Here is a 16467-nt window from a genome sequence, read left to right as displayed (position 1 = left end):
GAATTTATGAGAATTGAAGAAACCAATCATCGAATTTAAGAACGTTTCAAAGGTATTTGAAGACAGTGGAACAGTTGTGTTAAAAGATATTAGCTTTGAATTGGAAGAAGGGAAATTTTATACCCTCTTAGGAGCTTCTGGTTCAGGTAAATCAACGATTTTAAATATTATCGCTGGGCTCTTAGATGCGACTTCTGGTGATATTTATCTGGATGGTGAGCGAATCAACGATGTACCAACCAATAAACGTGATGTCCATACAGTCTTTCAGTCCTATGCGCTCTTTCCACACATGACTGTATTTGAAAACGTGGCTTTTCCCCTTAAATTACGAAAAATCCCTAAGGAAGAAATTGAACAACGGGTAACAGAAGTCTTGAAAATGGTTCGTTTGGCAGGATATGAAAAACGTGCGATTCAAAAGTTATCTGGTGGGCAACGCCAGCGGGTGGCCATTGCACGCGCCATTATCAATGAACCACGAGTGGTCTTGCTAGATGAACCCTTGTCAGCCCTTGATTTGAAATTGCGAACTGATATGCAGTATGAACTGCGTGAGTTGCAGCAACGACTTGGCATTACCTTTGTCTTTGTCACGCACGATCAGGAAGAAGCACTAGCCATGAGTGATTGGATTTTTGTCATGAATGAAGGCGAGATTGTCCAATCAGGGACACCAGTTGATATTTATGATGAGCCAATCAATCATTTTGTTGCGACCTTTATCGGGGAATCCAATATCATTTCAGGTCGCATGATTGAAGACTACTTGGTCGAATTTAACGGTAAGCGGTTTGAAGCAGTGGACGGAGGGATGAAGCCAAATGAGCAGGTTCAGGTGGTCATTCGTCCAGAAGACTTGCAAATTACCTTGCCAGAAGAAGGAAAATTAAAGGTTAAGGTGGATACCCAACTCTTTCGTGGGGTTCACTATGAAATTATCGCCTATGATGATTTGGGCAATGAGTGGATGATTCATTCGACCCGTAAGGCGATTGAAGGCGAGGTGATTGGACTAGACTTTGAACCAGAAGATATTCATATCATGCGCCTCAATGAAACCGAAGAAGAGTTTGATGCCCGTATTGAAGAATACGTGGAAGTTGAAGAAGTCGAAGATGGCTTGATCAATGCGATTGAGGAGGAACGAAATGAAGAAAACCTCTAGCTTATTCGTTCTTCCTTATGCCCTTTGGATTGCCTTGTTTGTCTTGGCGCCTGTTGCCATGATTATTTACAAATCATTTTTGGGGATCGATGGGCATTTTACCTTGGCGAATTACCAGACCTATTTCAACTCGCCCAACATGACCTATTTGCGGATGAGTATGAACTCGATTCTCTATGCAGGGATTATTACCTTCGTGACCTTAGTGATTAGCTATCCAACTGCTTTTTTTCTCACTCAGTTAAAACACAAGCAGCTCTGGTTGATGTTGATTATTTTACCGACTTGGGTGAATTTGCTCTTGAAAGCTTATGCTTTTATTGGAATTTTTGGCCAACACGGGTCAATCAATCAATTTTTGAGTTTTCTAGGCTTGGGAACGCAGCAGATTCTCTTTACGGACTTTTCTTTTATCACGGTTGCAAGCTACATTGAAATTCCTTTTATGATTTTACCGATTTTCAATGCTTTGGATGATTTGGATCAAAATCTCATCTATGCCAGTCGTGATTTGGGTGCTAGTTCTTGGCAAACCTTTACAAAAGTTATTTTTCCTCTCTCTATGAATGGGGTCAGAAGTGGGGTTCAAGCTGTCTTTATTCCAAGTTTGAGTTTGTTCATGCTGACCCGTTTGATTGGTGGAAATCGTGTCATTACACTTGGAACAGCGATTGAACAACATTTCCTAACAACTCAAAATCAGGGAATGGGTTCGACCGTAGGTGTGGTCTTAATTTTGGCCATGCTTCTGACCATGTGGCTAACGAAAGAGAGGAAGAAATGATGAAAAAATTTGGAAAAGTTTACCTCACCATTACCTTCCTTGTTTTGTATCTTCCGATTTTTTATCTGATTGCCTATGCTTTTAATGAAGGCGGTGATATGAATGGATTTACAGGTTTCACTACGGAATATTTTGCCTCTATGTTGGGTGATAGTCGTTTGATGCTGATTTTAGCTCAAACCTTCCTATTGGCCTTTCTTAGTTCCTTGATTGCAACAGTTATCGGAACCTTTGGAGCCATTTATATCTATCAAAGCAAGCAAAAATGGCAGAACACTTTATTGTCCCTCAATAATATCCTGATGGTAGCACCAGATGTGATGATTGGGGCGAGCTTCCTGATTCTCTTTACCGTGATTGGCTTCCAACTTGGATTTGTCTCTGTTCTTTTGAGTCATGTGGCTTTTTCGATTCCAATCGTTGTTCTGATGGTTTTACCACGACTCAAGGAAATGAATGATGATATGGTGCTTGCAGCCTATGATTTGGGGGCTAGTCAATTCCAAATGCTCAAGGAAATCATGTTGCCCTATTTGACACCAGCCATTATCGCCGGTTACTTTATGGCCTTTACCTATTCATTAGATGATTTTGCCGTGACGTTCTTTGTAACAGGAAATGGCTATTCCAACCTTTCTGTTGAGATTTACTCACGTGCTCGTCAGGGCATTTCCCTTGAAATCAATGCCCTATCAACCCTAGTCTTTTTGTTTAGTATCTTATTGGTAGTGGGCTATTATTTCATTTCACGTGAAAAGGAGGCTAGCTAATGAAACGATTGTATTCTTTTTTAATCGGTATTATCGTGATTATTCTTGCTCTCTTTGGTATTAGTCATCAATTAGAAAGTCAATCTAATGAGGGAACGACAGAAAAATTAGTCATTTACAACTGGGGAGACTATATCGATCCTGAACTTTTAGACAAGTTTACAGAAGAAACAGGCATAAAAGTCGATTACCAGACCTTTGATTCGAACGAAGCCATGTATACCAAGATTCACCAAGGTGGAACAACCTATGACTTGACCATTCCGTCTGAGTACATGATTTCTAAGATGATGGATGAACATCTGCTGGTCAAGCTCGACAAGAAAAAAATCAAGGGGCTTGAAAATATCGATCCGAAGTTTCTAGGCTTGAGCTTTGATAAAAACAATGATTACTCCATTCCTTACTTCTGGGGAACTTTGGGAATCGTCTATAATGAAACCATGGTTAACAATCCTCCCAAGGAATGGGAAGATTTGTGGTCAGAAGAATACCGTGACAATATCATGTTGGTAGATGGTGCTCGTGAGGGAATGGGCATTGGTCTTCAGACCCTTGGCTACAGTCTCAATTCTCGTAACAAAGACGAGCTGGAAAAAGCAGCGGATTACTTGTACGAATTGACTCCTAATATCAAAGCGATTGTTTCTGATGAAATCAAAGGTTACATGATCCAAGATGCAGCTGCTATTGCTGTGAGTTTCTCAGGGGAAGCTAGGGAAATGCTAGATGGTAACGAAAACTTGCATTATGTCGTACCGTCAAAAGGTTCAAATCTTTGGTTTGATAATATGGTCATTCCAAAAACTGCAAAAAATATTGAAGGTGCCTATGCCTTTATCAACTTTATGCTCCGTCCAGAAAATGCCTATCAAAATGCCTTGTATATCGGTTACGCAACACCAAATACTAAGGCCAAGGAAATGTTGCCAGACGAAGTCAAAAACGATAAAGCATTTTACCCTTCAGAAGAAACCTTGAAAAACCTAGAAGTCTACGATAACCTCGGTCGCAAACTCCTAGGTGACTACAATGATCTCTATCTCCAGTTTAAAATGTACCGGAAATAAAAAAAGAACATATGAAGCTAGCCAATGGGCGATTTCATATGTTCTTTTTATCTGGACTAGTCTGTGCAAATTTTTCTATTTCTTCTTTGGCTAATGCGAGAAGTTCATTTTCTTCAATTGCCTCTAATAAAGTGAGGCCTTTTTTGATCCCCTCATCATCTTGTAGACAAATTCCAAGTCGAATATGAGTAAAGGCAACCTTATCATATCGCTTTTGCTGTTTTGCTAAAGGAAGAATAATGCGCAAAATCCGACTGCATTCGTCCATTTGAGAGTGGTAGAGGTAAATGGTAGATAAATTTCCAAGTAGGACTAGTTTTAGGTTATGAATATTCTCATAATCTTTATACTTTTCTAAGGTCTCTAAAATTTTGTCCGTCATTAAATGAACAGTTTCCAACGGGAAATGGTAGAGGATAGCATTTAAAATCCTTAAGTCATTTCTGTACCACGTATCTTGTTTTTCTAAGTCTTTCCATAGTTTTTCAGAGATTATGCTTATATCAGTAGAAAAAGAATTGATTCCATTTTGTTTGACATAATAAACAACTTGAAGCATATCGGCTAAACGCTGGATTGGAATATCATGATTAGCCTTCAAGTATATTTCACATTTTTGTAAAACATCTTGAAATGCGTCTTGTTTAGAAGAGTGTAGCAAATTGATAAAATCGATGTAAATTTCTTGCCTCAAGCTCGGTTGATATTGGTTACAAATGTACTCAAATTCAGCGAAACTCATATCAATTTGCCTGAGTAAATATTCCATAGTTTCATAACGGGGTGTGCTCTCCCCTTTTTCAAAGCTAATCAGACTTTGTCTGCTGATATCATTGCCAACAACAGCTTTTTGGGAAAGTCCCTTGCTTTTCCGAATTTCCTTATATACTTTCCCAATGTCCCATCTCATACGACCACCTCCTGCTATAAAGTAGAAAAACTTGACATTTTTTGAAAATATAGTTTTTATAGTATATCATATTAAAAAATAAAATAAAAGTTGGAGGTCGATTTTATGAAAAGATATATGCTATTATTTTCAGTATTTGTATTATTTTTTCCATTTTTATGGGAAATTTTTTAAGGTAGGAAAACGTAACATTTTGGTGTCTATCAATAGTTTTATGATAGAATAACGTTACTGTAAGTTACTATACTAGTTGGGTAATTTAGGTATTTATTATATGTAAATTATGAAATCATATATCAAATTTTTAGTTACTGTAGGACTATTTTCCACTTTACTTTTAGTTGGTTCTGAAAAAGCTTCTGCCATTACAGAGTATCCTCATCCTACCTATAAGGATACTTGGGAGTATGGTGTAACCTCTACAAATTGGGCCTATTCTAATTACTACCTAGAAGCTCCTGCCCATACACGACTTGGCAGTAGAGCGACTGTGACAGACTTTTGGGGAAATATCAAGAGTAGGGCTGAAGCGAACTATGGCTGGGCATATGCTGGTGCAGTAAAGGAGTGGACTTGGGTTCAAGCTAAAGCATTTTATGGTTGGTATAACTTTTAATGAAGATAACTACAAAAGTAGCGTGAACTTGAGGATAGAAATGGACAGGATTCTATCCCAACTAAAAATCACATATATGACGAGAATTGAGGCTGCGAAGGTTATCCAGCCTCGTTTCTTTTAGGAGGTATATATGAAGTGGCGTGTATCTGTCATTTTCTTATTTACTTGTTTGCTATCCTTTCTTTCGATCGGGGCTGTCAAGGAATTTGGAAATGATATCAAGTATCCAGCTCAGGCAGCCTTTTCGCTAAGAAATAGCACCAATGACTTGGACAAACAGCAGGTTTTTGCCAAAATTGAGGATTTAGCTAAGAATGAGAAGATTAAAATTTATCGTCCATTTTTAGATACTAGCGGACAGGAAAAAACATTTCTATTCGGAGCAATAGGAGAAGACCCTATTTATGTTACAGACTTATCTATTTTAATGAAGAATGATGTATCGGGCATGTACTATGTTAGTAAAGCAGTGCCAGAGAGTTTTGGAAAAGAGCTGGAACAGTTTGGTCTGATATACCAAGCAGGTGACTTACCCTGGTATTTGACTCCTGTTTACTTCTTGTTTACCAATCTACGATCATTGGCTGTTTGGACACTCTTTTTCGTGTTTGCCTTGATTTTATTAGCAGTAAAGTTAATGTATGCGAAAAAGGCCATGATCTATCGAAGTTTGGGACTTTTTGACAAATTAAGTACGAACGATTTCCTGCTAGATGGTTCATTCGTATTGCTGAGCTTGGCAGTTGCAGTAGTTGCTTTTTCTCTTTATCAAGGTAGTATCAGCAATGTTTTTGTCAAAAGTTTTGTTTTATTGATGGGGATCAATACAGCTATCCTCCTTGTCATTACAACAATAATTCACTTACTGTTTAGCTGGAATATCCGGCTGATGCGACCACATGCTATTTTGAAAAATAAACCAGCGACAGCCTTTATCGTTACTGTCTGGTTAGTTGGGATTGGAGCTTCAAGCTTCATCTTTGCGACGACACTGCATCACAGTTTTGGAACCCTCTCGCAGTCTGCTCGTGATATTGAGGTGTTGGGAAAGTGGGATAGTGCAAAGGATTTTGCGTCAATTACATGGTTTGATTCGGCAAGCTCTCATATCGATGAAAATAATCAAATTGATAGTACGTTTTTACAAGAAAATTCCGAACAATTTAAACGGTTTATTCAATCGTTTAAAACCGAGGATATGCTCTATTCAAAACCCTCTCTTTTTGCAGGCGAACGACTACAATATGTGCCTCAAATGGTAAAAGAAGAATTGGTTCGTCTCGGTATCAACGAAGAAGTAGCCAGTGCGATTCGCTATGTGAATGAGAATGTCATTTTAAAAAATAAGAAATTGTATCCTCAAAATCAGTATGCCGATCATCATAAAAATGCGGTAGGGATAATATATGTACCTCATGCCTTTATGGGGCAACTAGAGAGTATCTTGGCATTAATTGATTTTGAATGGTTCCAATATAGTGATATAAAAGCAAAGGATTTTGCCATTCAAGAAGTTCCAGATCGCCAAACAAACTTTTTATTTAACGATAAGGGGACGGAGAAAGAATTATTTGCTCAACAAGAAAAGTCGGATGCTATTTTGGTAGAATTGCACTTTGACCGATTTAATGATACTAGCCTATTGCACAGATTCTCTGCTATAGCAAGTGATGCTCTCTTTAAGCAGGAAAAAATTCAAAATGTAGTAGAGCAGTCAGAAATTACGGATTTTTCGAGTATGACAAATGTATCTGAAAAACTACTACTCGAGCGAAATAAAATTGTTAGCCAGTTAACAGGAAGTTTAGTAGCGCTGGTCATTTTATTTCTTGCACAATGCTTTATTATCTATGAGTATGTAGTGATTATCATGAAGCGACAAGCTAAAAAGGTAGCTATTTATAACATGCTAGCAGTTCATCCTGTTTTTCTAATGATTCGCTGTTTCGTACCTTTGCTACTGTGCCTCACATTATCGATGGTTGCAGTCCGTATTGTGACCAATCTGACTCCTCTTGCGCTAGGGCTGAGTGCCATTTATGGCGTAGTAGCTCTCGTGATTATCTTGTTATCTTATCGATCCATTATGAAAAAACGAATTCAAATTATCAAAGGAGATTTTGAAATTATATGATAGAAGTTAGAAATCTAGTAAAAAAATACGGTGATAAACTGATTTATAACCATTTATCGATGGAGTTTCAAGCTAATCATGCATATGCGATTGTAGGAGCGTCTGGTGAAGGGAAAAGTACATTTTTAAATGCCCTTGCACGGCTTGAAAAGCCAGATGACGGATATATTTTTTTGGACGGCCAGGATATTTGGAAGATGAAAGAAAAAGAATATTTCAAGCAAATCGGCTATGTTTTTCAAAATTATGCACTGATAGAAGAGGAAACTGTTTATCAAAACCTAAAAATGCTAGCAAATAAAAAAGAAATAGAGGTAGCTTTAGATAGAGTGGGTCTTCATAAAGATGTTTTATTTCGGAAAATTTATGAGCTCTCAGGTGGGCAAGCCCAACGAGTTTCGATTGCACGTTTGTTATTAAAAAAAGCCCGAATCATTTTAGCCGATGAGCCAACAGGTGCCCTAGACAGTCAAACAGGTGAAGAGATTCTGTCCTTATTATTTAGTTTATTATCGCAGGAGACGGTGCTCATTTTTGCGACTCATGACCCTGCAGTCTGTGACCGTGTTGATGAAATAATTGATATAGCTACCTTTAAATAGAATAATCCCTTAAAAGTAAAGCGTTTGGATAGAATGCTGCTTCTATCTCATATTCAAGCAGAGATGAAATAGATGGGAAAGTGTAGTAGAAAAGCAGATAGGAGAAGTTCACTCGTTTTTCAACCTGTTCATGATGGCTTTGTTCGTACTGAATTAGTTGCAGGCCGCAGACAAACTTATTTGTTCAAGTGGATTTATCAGAAAACTTTGCAAATTAACAAATTCCTCTTATTTATGAGTGTTCGCAAATAAGTAAATGATACTTCCGCTGTGATGAAAGTGTCTGGAATGCTAATTTTTAGGCATTTTGGGCACTGGGGAGCTTTGAAACCTTAATTTAAAAGATTCGTCATGAAATTCCATCGAAAGTCGCTGACGTCCGACATCACTTGCATACAAGGACTCTATCTTCAAACTAGAACTAGTTTAAAAACTAGTTTTTTTCTTTGGTCTTATGATATACTGGAGAAAAGAATAGAAAGAGAATCGAATTCTATGGTTTTATCAAAAAAGCGTGCTAGAAAAGTGATTGAAGAAATCATTGCCCTATATCCTGATGCCAAGCCTAGTCTGGATTTTCGTAATCATTTTGAACTGTTGGTGGCGGTCATGCTATCGGCTCAGACAACGGATGCGGCAGTTAATAAGGTGACCCCAGCCCTCTTTGTGGCACTCCCCACCCCTGAAAAAATGGCGGCTGCTAGCGAATCTGAAATTGCTAGCTATATTTCACGGCTGGGGCTTTATCGCAATAAGGCAAAGTTTCTAAAGGAATGCGCTCAGCAATTGCTAGACCAACATAATGGTGTGGTACCGCAGACTAGAGAAGAATTAGAAGCCTTATCAGGAGTGGGACGGAAAACTGCTAATGTTGTGATGAGTGTCGGCTTTGGCATTCCCGCTTTTGCAGTTGATACCCATGTTGGTCGGATTTGTAAGCACCATGATATTGTTAAGAAATCGGCCACACCGCTTGAAACAGAAAAGCGTGTCATGGAAGTATTGCCGCCAGAATTGTGGCTCAAAGCTCATCAGGCGATGATTTACTTCGGTCGTGAGGTGTGTCATCCTAAAAATCCAGAATGTGCCAACTACCCTCAGTTATATGAATTTGATTGAGAAACATCAAAGATATAATTTTCTCTCATCGCAGTCGCTAGATTGCGATTTTTTGCGGAGAGGAGCCTATTATCTTGGAAGTCTGCCTATCTCCGAACTCTTTAATAAATCAGCGAAAAGAGAACATTTCAAAGATTATTTAAATAAAAAACGAACTATATTTATATTTAAAAACTAAAATATTCATAAAAAACGAATATTAAAAAGTGATATGGTTTTGAAATTGACAAAAACCAAACATTCCTGTATAATAAGTTAAGGAAGCGTCAGGAAAGGCGTAGCGATGCCAAAAGGCATAGGTAGGTTATTATCTTAAAGGAGAGCTGAGATGCTTAACGAATTCCCTATTTTTGACTATGAAGACATTCAATTGATTCCAAATAAATGTATCATTAAGAGCCGTGCAGAGGCGGATACTCAGGTGACTTTGGGCAACCATACCTTTAAACTACCGGTTGTACCTGCAAACATGCAGACCATTATTGATGAAAATGTAGCAGAGCAACTCGCAAAAGATGGTTATTTTTATATCATGCACCGTTTTGATGAAGCTGGACGAATTCCATTTATCAAGCGTATGCATGAACAAGGCTTGATTGCTTCTATCTCAGTTGGGGTGAAAGAATACGAGTATGAGTTTGTGACCCAGTTGAAAGACGATGCACCAGAATATATTACCATTGATATTGCTCATGGTCATGCCGACAGCGTCATTCAAATGATTCAACATATCAAAAAAGAATTACCTGATACTTTTGTCATTGCAGGAAATGTTGGAACACCTGAGGCAGTTCGTGAATTGGAAAATGCAGGAGCAGATGCGACCAAGGTTGGAATTGGCCCAGGGAAAGTATGTATCACTAAGGTCAAGACTGGCTTCGGTACGGGTGGATGGCAATTAGCAGCCCTACGCTGGTGTGCCAAAGCTGCGCGCAAACCGATTATTGCAGATGGGGGTATTCGTACCCATGGTGATATTGCCAAATCCATTCGTTTTGGGGCAAGCATGGTCATGATTGGCTCACTTTTTGCTGGTCACATTGAAAGCCCAGGAAAAACGATTGAAGTAGATGGCGAACAATTCAAGGAATACTACGGCTCTGCGTCTGAATACCAAAAAGGAGCTTATAAGAACGTAGAAGGTAAGAAAATTTTGTTGCCAGCTAAGGGACATTTGAAAGATACCTTAATTGAAATGGAACAAGATTTGCAAAGCTCCATTTCTTACGCAGGTGGCAAAGATATTTCGAGCTTGAAACATGTGGATTATGTCATCGTGAAAAATTCGATTTGGAATGGCGATGCCCACTAATTACTAGATAAGATAAGAATCTACTGGATAGAGTGTTCAGCAGATTCTTTTTTGAAAAGGAGGAAAGATGAAACGAAAATTTGTCATACTTGCTATGGGCTTGCTACTGAGTGCATGTAGCAAGCAATCTATACCTGATACTAGCTCTTCTAGTCCTTCATCGACTACAAAGGAAACTATGCAAACTAGCTCGCTAGAAGAAGTTACAAAAAAGGATAAGGTAACACCAAGCCAGGAAATTGTACAAGAAGAAGTGCTCATTCCACGGGATAAGAATCAGATTTACGGTCGTCTGTTTGCGCCAGTAGGGTATCAAGACAAGCGGTTGCCTATGATTATTTTTTCACATGGCTTTAACAATACCATGGAATTTGTCGCTTCCTACGCTGAAGAGCTTGCTCATAAGGGTTACTTGGTCTACGCTTTTGACTTTGTCGGTGGCAGCACTCAAAGTAGAAGTGGAGGCAGTATGCTGGATATGTCTGTCTTTACCGAGCAAGCTGATTTGCAGACGGTGTTGAACTATTGGAGTGGTGCGAACTATGTAGATGCTAATGCATTGATTCTTATGGGTTATAGTCAGGGAGGGGTCGTGTCAACCCTTGTGGCGAGTGAAAATCCGCAGATTAAGGGGCTTGTGACCTTAAATGCTGCTTTTGTATTGTTTGATGATGCACGGGAATTGTTTGAAGATACAGCTAGCATTCCAGACATTTACAATCATAGAGGGACGAATCTTGGTAAAGTCTATTTTGAACAGCTTTTGGATTATGATATTTACCAACAAATGTCAAAAATTCAAGCAAGAGCGTTGATTATCCAAGGAAATCAAGATGATGTTGTTCCTTTCCCTTATGCTGAGAGAGCAGTCGAAAGCATTCCTGATTCCCACTTACAAGTAGTGGAAGGAGCCGGTCATATCTTTAATAGACAGGAAATACCAGAGGTTCTGACGTCAATTGATGACTATTTGCACAATCTCTTAAAAAACAGATAAGTGATAAATAAGGAACACTTAAGAAATAATTAAGAATTCGCTTACATATACTTAATAAAGTTCTGCTATAATTCCTATATCAAAGATAAAGGAGGCCAGTAATGGCAAATAGAGAACGATATACAGTATTTTCAATTCGTAAGTTTAAAGCAGGAGTTGCTTCTGTCTTAATTGCTAGCGGATTTTTCATAGCAGTTGGACAACCAACCACGGTCCTTGCAGAAGAAAATACAGATCCTTCAACTACAATGACCTCATCAGCTGGAGAGGCCTCTTCAACCTCAGATATGACACAAGCAGGTGAAGAAGCTCAAAAAATAAATGATGATCTACAACCACCGAAAGACGAGGAGGTTGGAACAAAACCTACTGAAGGAGAAAAAATCCCTGAAGGAACAACTTTTAGAGGTCGTCCTGCTACGGATGTAACTCCTGAAATCGTTAAGGAAGAAATCAACGATACGATTAACGCTGAAACAGAATTACCTGCGGCTTACCTTGAAAAAGCAAACGCTGATGGTTCAGGGCCTTTCCTTGCAGGTGTTAATAGTACTATTGCATTTGAAGCTTTTGGTGGAGACGGTATGTTGACTCGTACGCTTTTAAAAGAAGCTAAAAATGCTCCTTGGTCTGACAACGGTACAGCAAACAATCAAGCTATCTCGCCTGTTGAAAGTTTGCCACCAGAAACTTACTTCTACCAAGTAGCTCTTGACGGGGCAGCAGCTGGTAAGACAGGTCAAGAATTGATTACCGCCTTGAAAGACGCTGGTACTCAAACTTACACTGCAACCGTTAAGGTCTTCGGAAAAAAAGACGGTAAGGCAGACGAAAGCAATGTTGTAGCAGAACGTGCAGTTAGCTTAAAAATCAATGGTTTGACTGCCGCAACAGATGTGAAGAAAGCTGTTGAAGAAAATATTAAAGCAGAAACCACTCTACCTGCAGCTTACCTTGAAAAAGCAAACGCTGATGGCTCAGGCCCATTCCTTGCAGGTGTCAATGGCACAATCCCATTTGAAGCCTTCGGTGGAGACGGCATGCTTACACGCTTGCTTCTTAAAGCCTCTGACAAGGCACCTTGGTCTGACAACGGTTCAGCGATGAACGCTCCTATCTTGCCGCTTGATAAACTTACAAAAGGACAATACTTCTACCGAGTTGATCTTGATGGACCTGCTTCTGGTGAGACCGGAGAAAAATTGATCAACGCATTGAAAGACGCTGGTACTCAAACTTACACCGCAACCGTTAAAGTCTTCGGAAACAAAGACGGCAAGGCAGATGAAAGCAATGTTGTAGCAGAACGTCAAGTGAAACTCAATGTTAACGGTTTGACTGCCGCAACAGATGTGAAGAAAGCTGTTGAAGAAAATATTAAAGCAGAAACCACTCTACCTGCAGCTTACCTTGAAAAAGCAAACGCTGATGGCTCAGGCCCATTCCTTGCAGGTGTCAATGGCACAATCCCATTTGAAGCCTTCGGTGGAGACGGCATGCTTACACGCTTGCTTCTTAAAGCCTCTGACAAGGCACCTTGGTCTGACAACGGTTCAGCGATGAACGCTCCTATCTTGCCGCTTGATAAACTTACAAAAGGACAATACTTCTACCGAGTTGATCTTGATGGACCTGCTTCTGGTGAGACCGGAGAAAAATTGATCAACGCATTGAAAGACGCTGGTACTCAAACTTACACCGCAACCGTTAAAGTCTTCGGAAACAAAGACGGCAAGGCAGATGAAAGCAATGTTGTAGCAGAACGTCAAGTGAAACTCAATGTTAACGGTTTGACTGCCGCAACAGATGTGAAGAAAGCTGTTGAAGAAAACATCAAAGCAGAAACCACTCTACCTGCGGCTTACCTTGAAAAAGCAAACGCTGATGGCTCAGGCCCATTCCTTGCAGGTGTCAATGGCACAATCCCATTTGAAGCCTTCGGTGGAGACGGCATGCTTACACGCTTGCTTCTTAAAGCCTCTGACAAGGCACCTTGGTCTGACAACGGTTCAGCGATGAACGCTCCTATCTTGCCGCTTGATAAACTTACAAAAGGACAATACTTCTACCGAGTTGATCTTGATGGACCTGCTTCTGGTGAGACCGGAGAAAAATTGATCAACGCATTGAAAGACGCTGGTACTCAAACTTACACCGCAACCGTTAAAGTCTTCGGAAACAAAGACGGTAAGGCAGACGAAAGCAATGTTGTAGCAGAACGTGCAGTTAGCTTAAAAATCAATGGTTTGACTGCCGCAACAGATGTGAAGAAAGCTGTTGAAGAAAATATTAAAGCAGAAACCACTCTACCTGCAGCTTACCTTGAAAAAGCAAACGCTGATGGCTCAGGCCCATTCCTTGCAGGTGTCAATGGCACAATCCCATTTGAAGCCTTCGGTGGAGACGGCATGCTTACACGCTTGCTTCTTAAAGCCTCTGACAAGGCACCTTGGTCTGACAACGGTTCAGCGATGAACGCTCCTATCTTGCCGCTTGATAAACTTACAAAAGGACAATACTTCTACCGAGTTGATCTTGATGGACCTGCTTCTGGTGAGACCGGAGAAAAATTGATCAACGCATTGAAAGACGCTGGTACTCAAACTTACACCGCAACCGTTAAAGTCTTCGGAAACAAAGACGGCAAAGCGGATGAAAGCAATGTTGTAGCAGAACGTCAAGTGAAACTCAATGTTAACGGTTTGACTGCCGCAACAGATGTGAAGAAAGCGGTTGATGAAAACATTAAAGCAGAAACCACTCTACCTGCGGCTTACCTTGAAAAAGCAAACGCTGATGGCTCAGGCCCATTCCTTGCAGGTGTCAATGGCACAATCCCATTTGAAGCCTTCGGTGGAGACGGCATGCTTACACGCTTGCTTCTTAAAGCCTCTGACAAGGCACCTTGGTCTGACAACGGTTCAGCGATGAACGCTCCTATCTTGCCTCTTGATAAACTTGCAAAAGGACAATACTTCTACCAAGTAGCTCTTGACGGAGCAGCAGCTGGTAAGACAGGCCAAGAATTGATTAGTGCATTGAAAGATGCTGGTACTCAAACTTACACCGCAACTGTTAAGGTCTTCGGAAACAAAGACGGCAAAGCGGATGAAAGCAATGTTGTAGCAGAACGTCAAGTGAAACTCAATGTTAACGGTTTGACTGCCGCAACAGATGTGAAGAAAGCGGTTGATGAAAACATTAAAGCAGAAACCACTCTACCTGCGGCTTACCTTGAAAAAGCAAACGCTGACGGCTCAGGTCCATTCCTTGCAGGTGTCAATGGCACAATCCCATTTGAAGCTTTCGGTGGAGACGGTATGCTTACACGCTTGCTTCTTAAAGCCTCTGACAAGGCACCTTGGTCTGACAACGGTTCAGCGATGAACGCTCCTATCTTGCCTCTTGATAAACTTGCAAAAGGACAATACTTCTACCAAGTAGCTCTTGACGGAGCAGCAGCTGGTAAGACAGGCCAAGAATTGATTAGTGCATTGAAAGATGCTGGTACTCAAACTTACACCGCAACTGTTAAGGTCTTCGGAAACAAAGACGGCAAAGCGGATGAAAGCAATGTTGTAGCAGAACGTCAAGTGAAACTCAATGTTAACGGTTTGACTGCCGCAACAGATGTGAAGAAAGCGGTTGATGAAAACATTAAAGCAGAAACCACTCTACCTGCGGCTTACCTTGAAAAAGCAAACGCTGACGGCTCAGGTCCATTCCTTGCAGGTGTCAATGGCACAATCCCATTTGAAGCTTTCGGTGGAGACGGCATGCTTACACGCTTGCTTCTTAAAGCCTCTGACAAGGCACCTTGGTCTGACAACGGTTCAGCGATGAACGCTCCTATCTTGCCGCTTGATAAACTTACAAAAGGACAATACTTCTACCGAGTTGATCTTGATGGACCTGCTTCTGGTGAGACCGGAGAAAAATTGATCAACGCATTGAAAGACGCTGGTACTCAAACTTACACCGCAACCGTTAAAGTCTTCGGAAACAAAGACGGCAAAGCGGATGAAAGCAATGTTGTAGCAGAACGTCAAGTGAAACTCAATGTTAACGGTTTGACTGCCGCAACAGATGTGAAAGATGCTATTGATTTGAATCTTAAGGCGAAAACAGAAGTGCTAGCGGATTACCTCAAGAATGCTAATGTCGATGGCTCAGGCCCATTCCTTGCAGGTGTTAATGGTGTCATCCCATTTGAAGCTTTTGGTGGAGATGGCATGCTTACTCGCTTGCTTCTCAAAGCATCTGACAAAGCACCTTGGTCTGACAATGGTTCAGCGATGAATCCAGCTTTACTAGCCCTTGAAAGTTTGACAAAAGGTCAATATTTCTACCAAGTAGCCCTTGATGGAGAAGCAGCCGGTAAGACTGGTAAAGACTTGCTTGATGTCTTGAAGAGTGGCTCACATGTCTTTAAAGCAACTGTTAAAGTCTACGGAAATAAAGATGGTAAAGCTGATTTGATGAATGTCATTGCAGAACGTCAAGTGTATGTAGAAGTACCTAGCCTAATGACGATGACATCTGCAGAGCAAGGTAGTGGTACTGCAAAACCATCTCAACAAATGCCAGGCGCTCATCCAATGAAACCAAGTGGTCAAGCGCCAGTCGTTACGAAACCTATAGTATCTCATCCAACTACTCAAGCTCCAGTTGTACAACAGCCAGTTCTTAAGGCACCGGTTACGCAACAATCAGTTGCTCACGCTCCTGCAATCCAATCATCTCAAGAATCCATGCAAGATATGATGAAGAATACTTCAACAGAAGTACATCCTGCAGCTGACATGAAACAAGAAAAACCAGCGGCGATGATGGATGACAAGATGATGAAGAAAGAATTGCCACGTACCGGTTCAGAAAGTTCTGCAACACTCGCTCTTGTTGGAATGGCTTTGGCTACAGCAGCAGGCTATGGCTTACGTAAAAAATCAAAAAAATAAACCGTAGCATCAGCTAAATTCTAA

General features: G+C 40.5%; 12 protein-coding genes. 11 read left to right on the top strand and 1 reads right to left on the bottom strand.

Annotation, left to right across the window (positions count from 1 at the left end):
- Positions 1-13: 13 nt before the first annotated feature.
- From A4H00_RS09775 to A4H00_RS09760, 4 genes are read left to right on the top strand one after another with little or no spacing between them, the layout of a single operon-like run.
- A complete protein-coding gene (locus A4H00_RS09775; protein WP_067090388.1) occupies positions 14-1168 on the top strand; it encodes an ABC transporter ATP-binding protein in 1155 nt (384 codons plus the stop codon).
- On the top strand, positions 1152-1952 hold the full coding sequence (locus A4H00_RS09770) for an ABC transporter permease (protein ID WP_067090385.1): 801 nt from the start codon (positions 1152-1154) through the stop codon (positions 1950-1952). Before A4H00_RS09775 ends, A4H00_RS09770 begins: the two co-directional genes overlap by 17 nt.
- The gene (locus A4H00_RS09765) at positions 1952-2722 is read left to right on the top strand and encodes an ABC transporter permease (protein WP_067090382.1); all 771 of its coding nucleotides are present in this window, start codon (positions 1952-1954) and stop codon (positions 2720-2722) included. Before A4H00_RS09770 ends, A4H00_RS09765 begins: the two co-directional genes overlap by 1 nt.
- On the top strand, positions 2722-3792 hold the full coding sequence (locus A4H00_RS09760) for an ABC transporter substrate-binding protein (protein WP_067090378.1): 1071 nt from the start codon (positions 2722-2724) through the stop codon (positions 3790-3792). The genes A4H00_RS09765 and A4H00_RS09760 overlap by 1 nt, the downstream gene beginning before the upstream one ends.
- A gap of 34 nt (positions 3793-3826) precedes the next feature.
- On the opposite strand, the gene A4H00_RS09755 is transcribed toward A4H00_RS09760, so the two are convergent.
- On the bottom strand, positions 3827-4702 hold the full coding sequence (locus tag A4H00_RS09755; RefSeq protein ID WP_067090374.1) for a helix-turn-helix domain-containing protein: 876 nt from the start codon (positions 4700-4702) through the stop codon (positions 3827-3829).
- A gap of 283 nt (positions 4703-4985) precedes the next feature.
- Between A4H00_RS09755 and A4H00_RS09750 the strand changes: the two genes are divergently transcribed.
- From A4H00_RS09750 to A4H00_RS12320, 7 genes are all read left to right on the top strand, one after another.
- Complete coding sequence (locus tag A4H00_RS09750) at positions 4986-5318, top strand: bacteriocin, lactococcin 972 family protein (RefSeq protein WP_067090371.1); 333 nt, start codon at positions 4986-4988, stop codon at positions 5316-5318.
- 133 nt (positions 5319-5451) lie between these two features.
- Positions 5452-7455 carry an ABC transporter permease gene (locus A4H00_RS09745; RefSeq protein WP_067090368.1) on the top strand — a complete coding sequence of 668 codons (2004 nt, stop codon included), beginning with the start codon at positions 5452-5454 and terminating at the stop codon, positions 7453-7455.
- Positions 7452-8057, top strand: coding sequence for an ATP-binding cassette domain-containing protein (locus A4H00_RS09740; protein WP_067090364.1), 606 nt, complete (start codon positions 7452-7454; stop codon positions 8055-8057). The genes A4H00_RS09745 and A4H00_RS09740 overlap by 4 nt, the downstream gene beginning before the upstream one ends.
- A gap of 495 nt (positions 8058-8552) precedes the next feature.
- Positions 8553-9176, top strand: coding sequence for an endonuclease III (gene nth / locus A4H00_RS09735; RefSeq protein WP_067090360.1), 624 nt, complete (start codon positions 8553-8555; stop codon positions 9174-9176).
- A 328-nt stretch (positions 9177-9504) separates the two neighbouring features.
- Positions 9505-10488, top strand: coding sequence for a GMP reductase (gene guaC, locus A4H00_RS09730; RefSeq protein ID WP_067090357.1), 984 nt, complete (start codon positions 9505-9507; stop codon positions 10486-10488).
- Positions 10489-10555: 67 nt separating this feature from the next.
- The gene (locus A4H00_RS09725; protein ID WP_067090353.1) at positions 10556-11485 is read left to right on the top strand and encodes an alpha/beta hydrolase; all 930 of its coding nucleotides are present in this window, start codon (positions 10556-10558) and stop codon (positions 11483-11485) included.
- A 101-nt stretch (positions 11486-11586) separates the two neighbouring features.
- Positions 11587-16443: an SSURE domain-containing protein gene (locus tag A4H00_RS12320; RefSeq protein ID WP_082815633.1), complete on the top strand. Its 4857-nt coding sequence runs from the start codon at positions 11587-11589 to the stop codon at positions 16441-16443.
- The last annotated feature ends 24 nt before the right edge of the window (positions 16444-16467 follow it).

Origin of the sequence: Streptococcus marmotae (genome assembly GCF_001623565.1) — a bacterium.
Lineage (GTDB): Bacteria > Bacillota > Bacilli > Lactobacillales > Streptococcaceae > Streptococcus > Streptococcus marmotae.
Note: the sequence above shows the minus strand (reverse complement) of the source record. Positions and strands in the feature narration are given on the sequence as shown.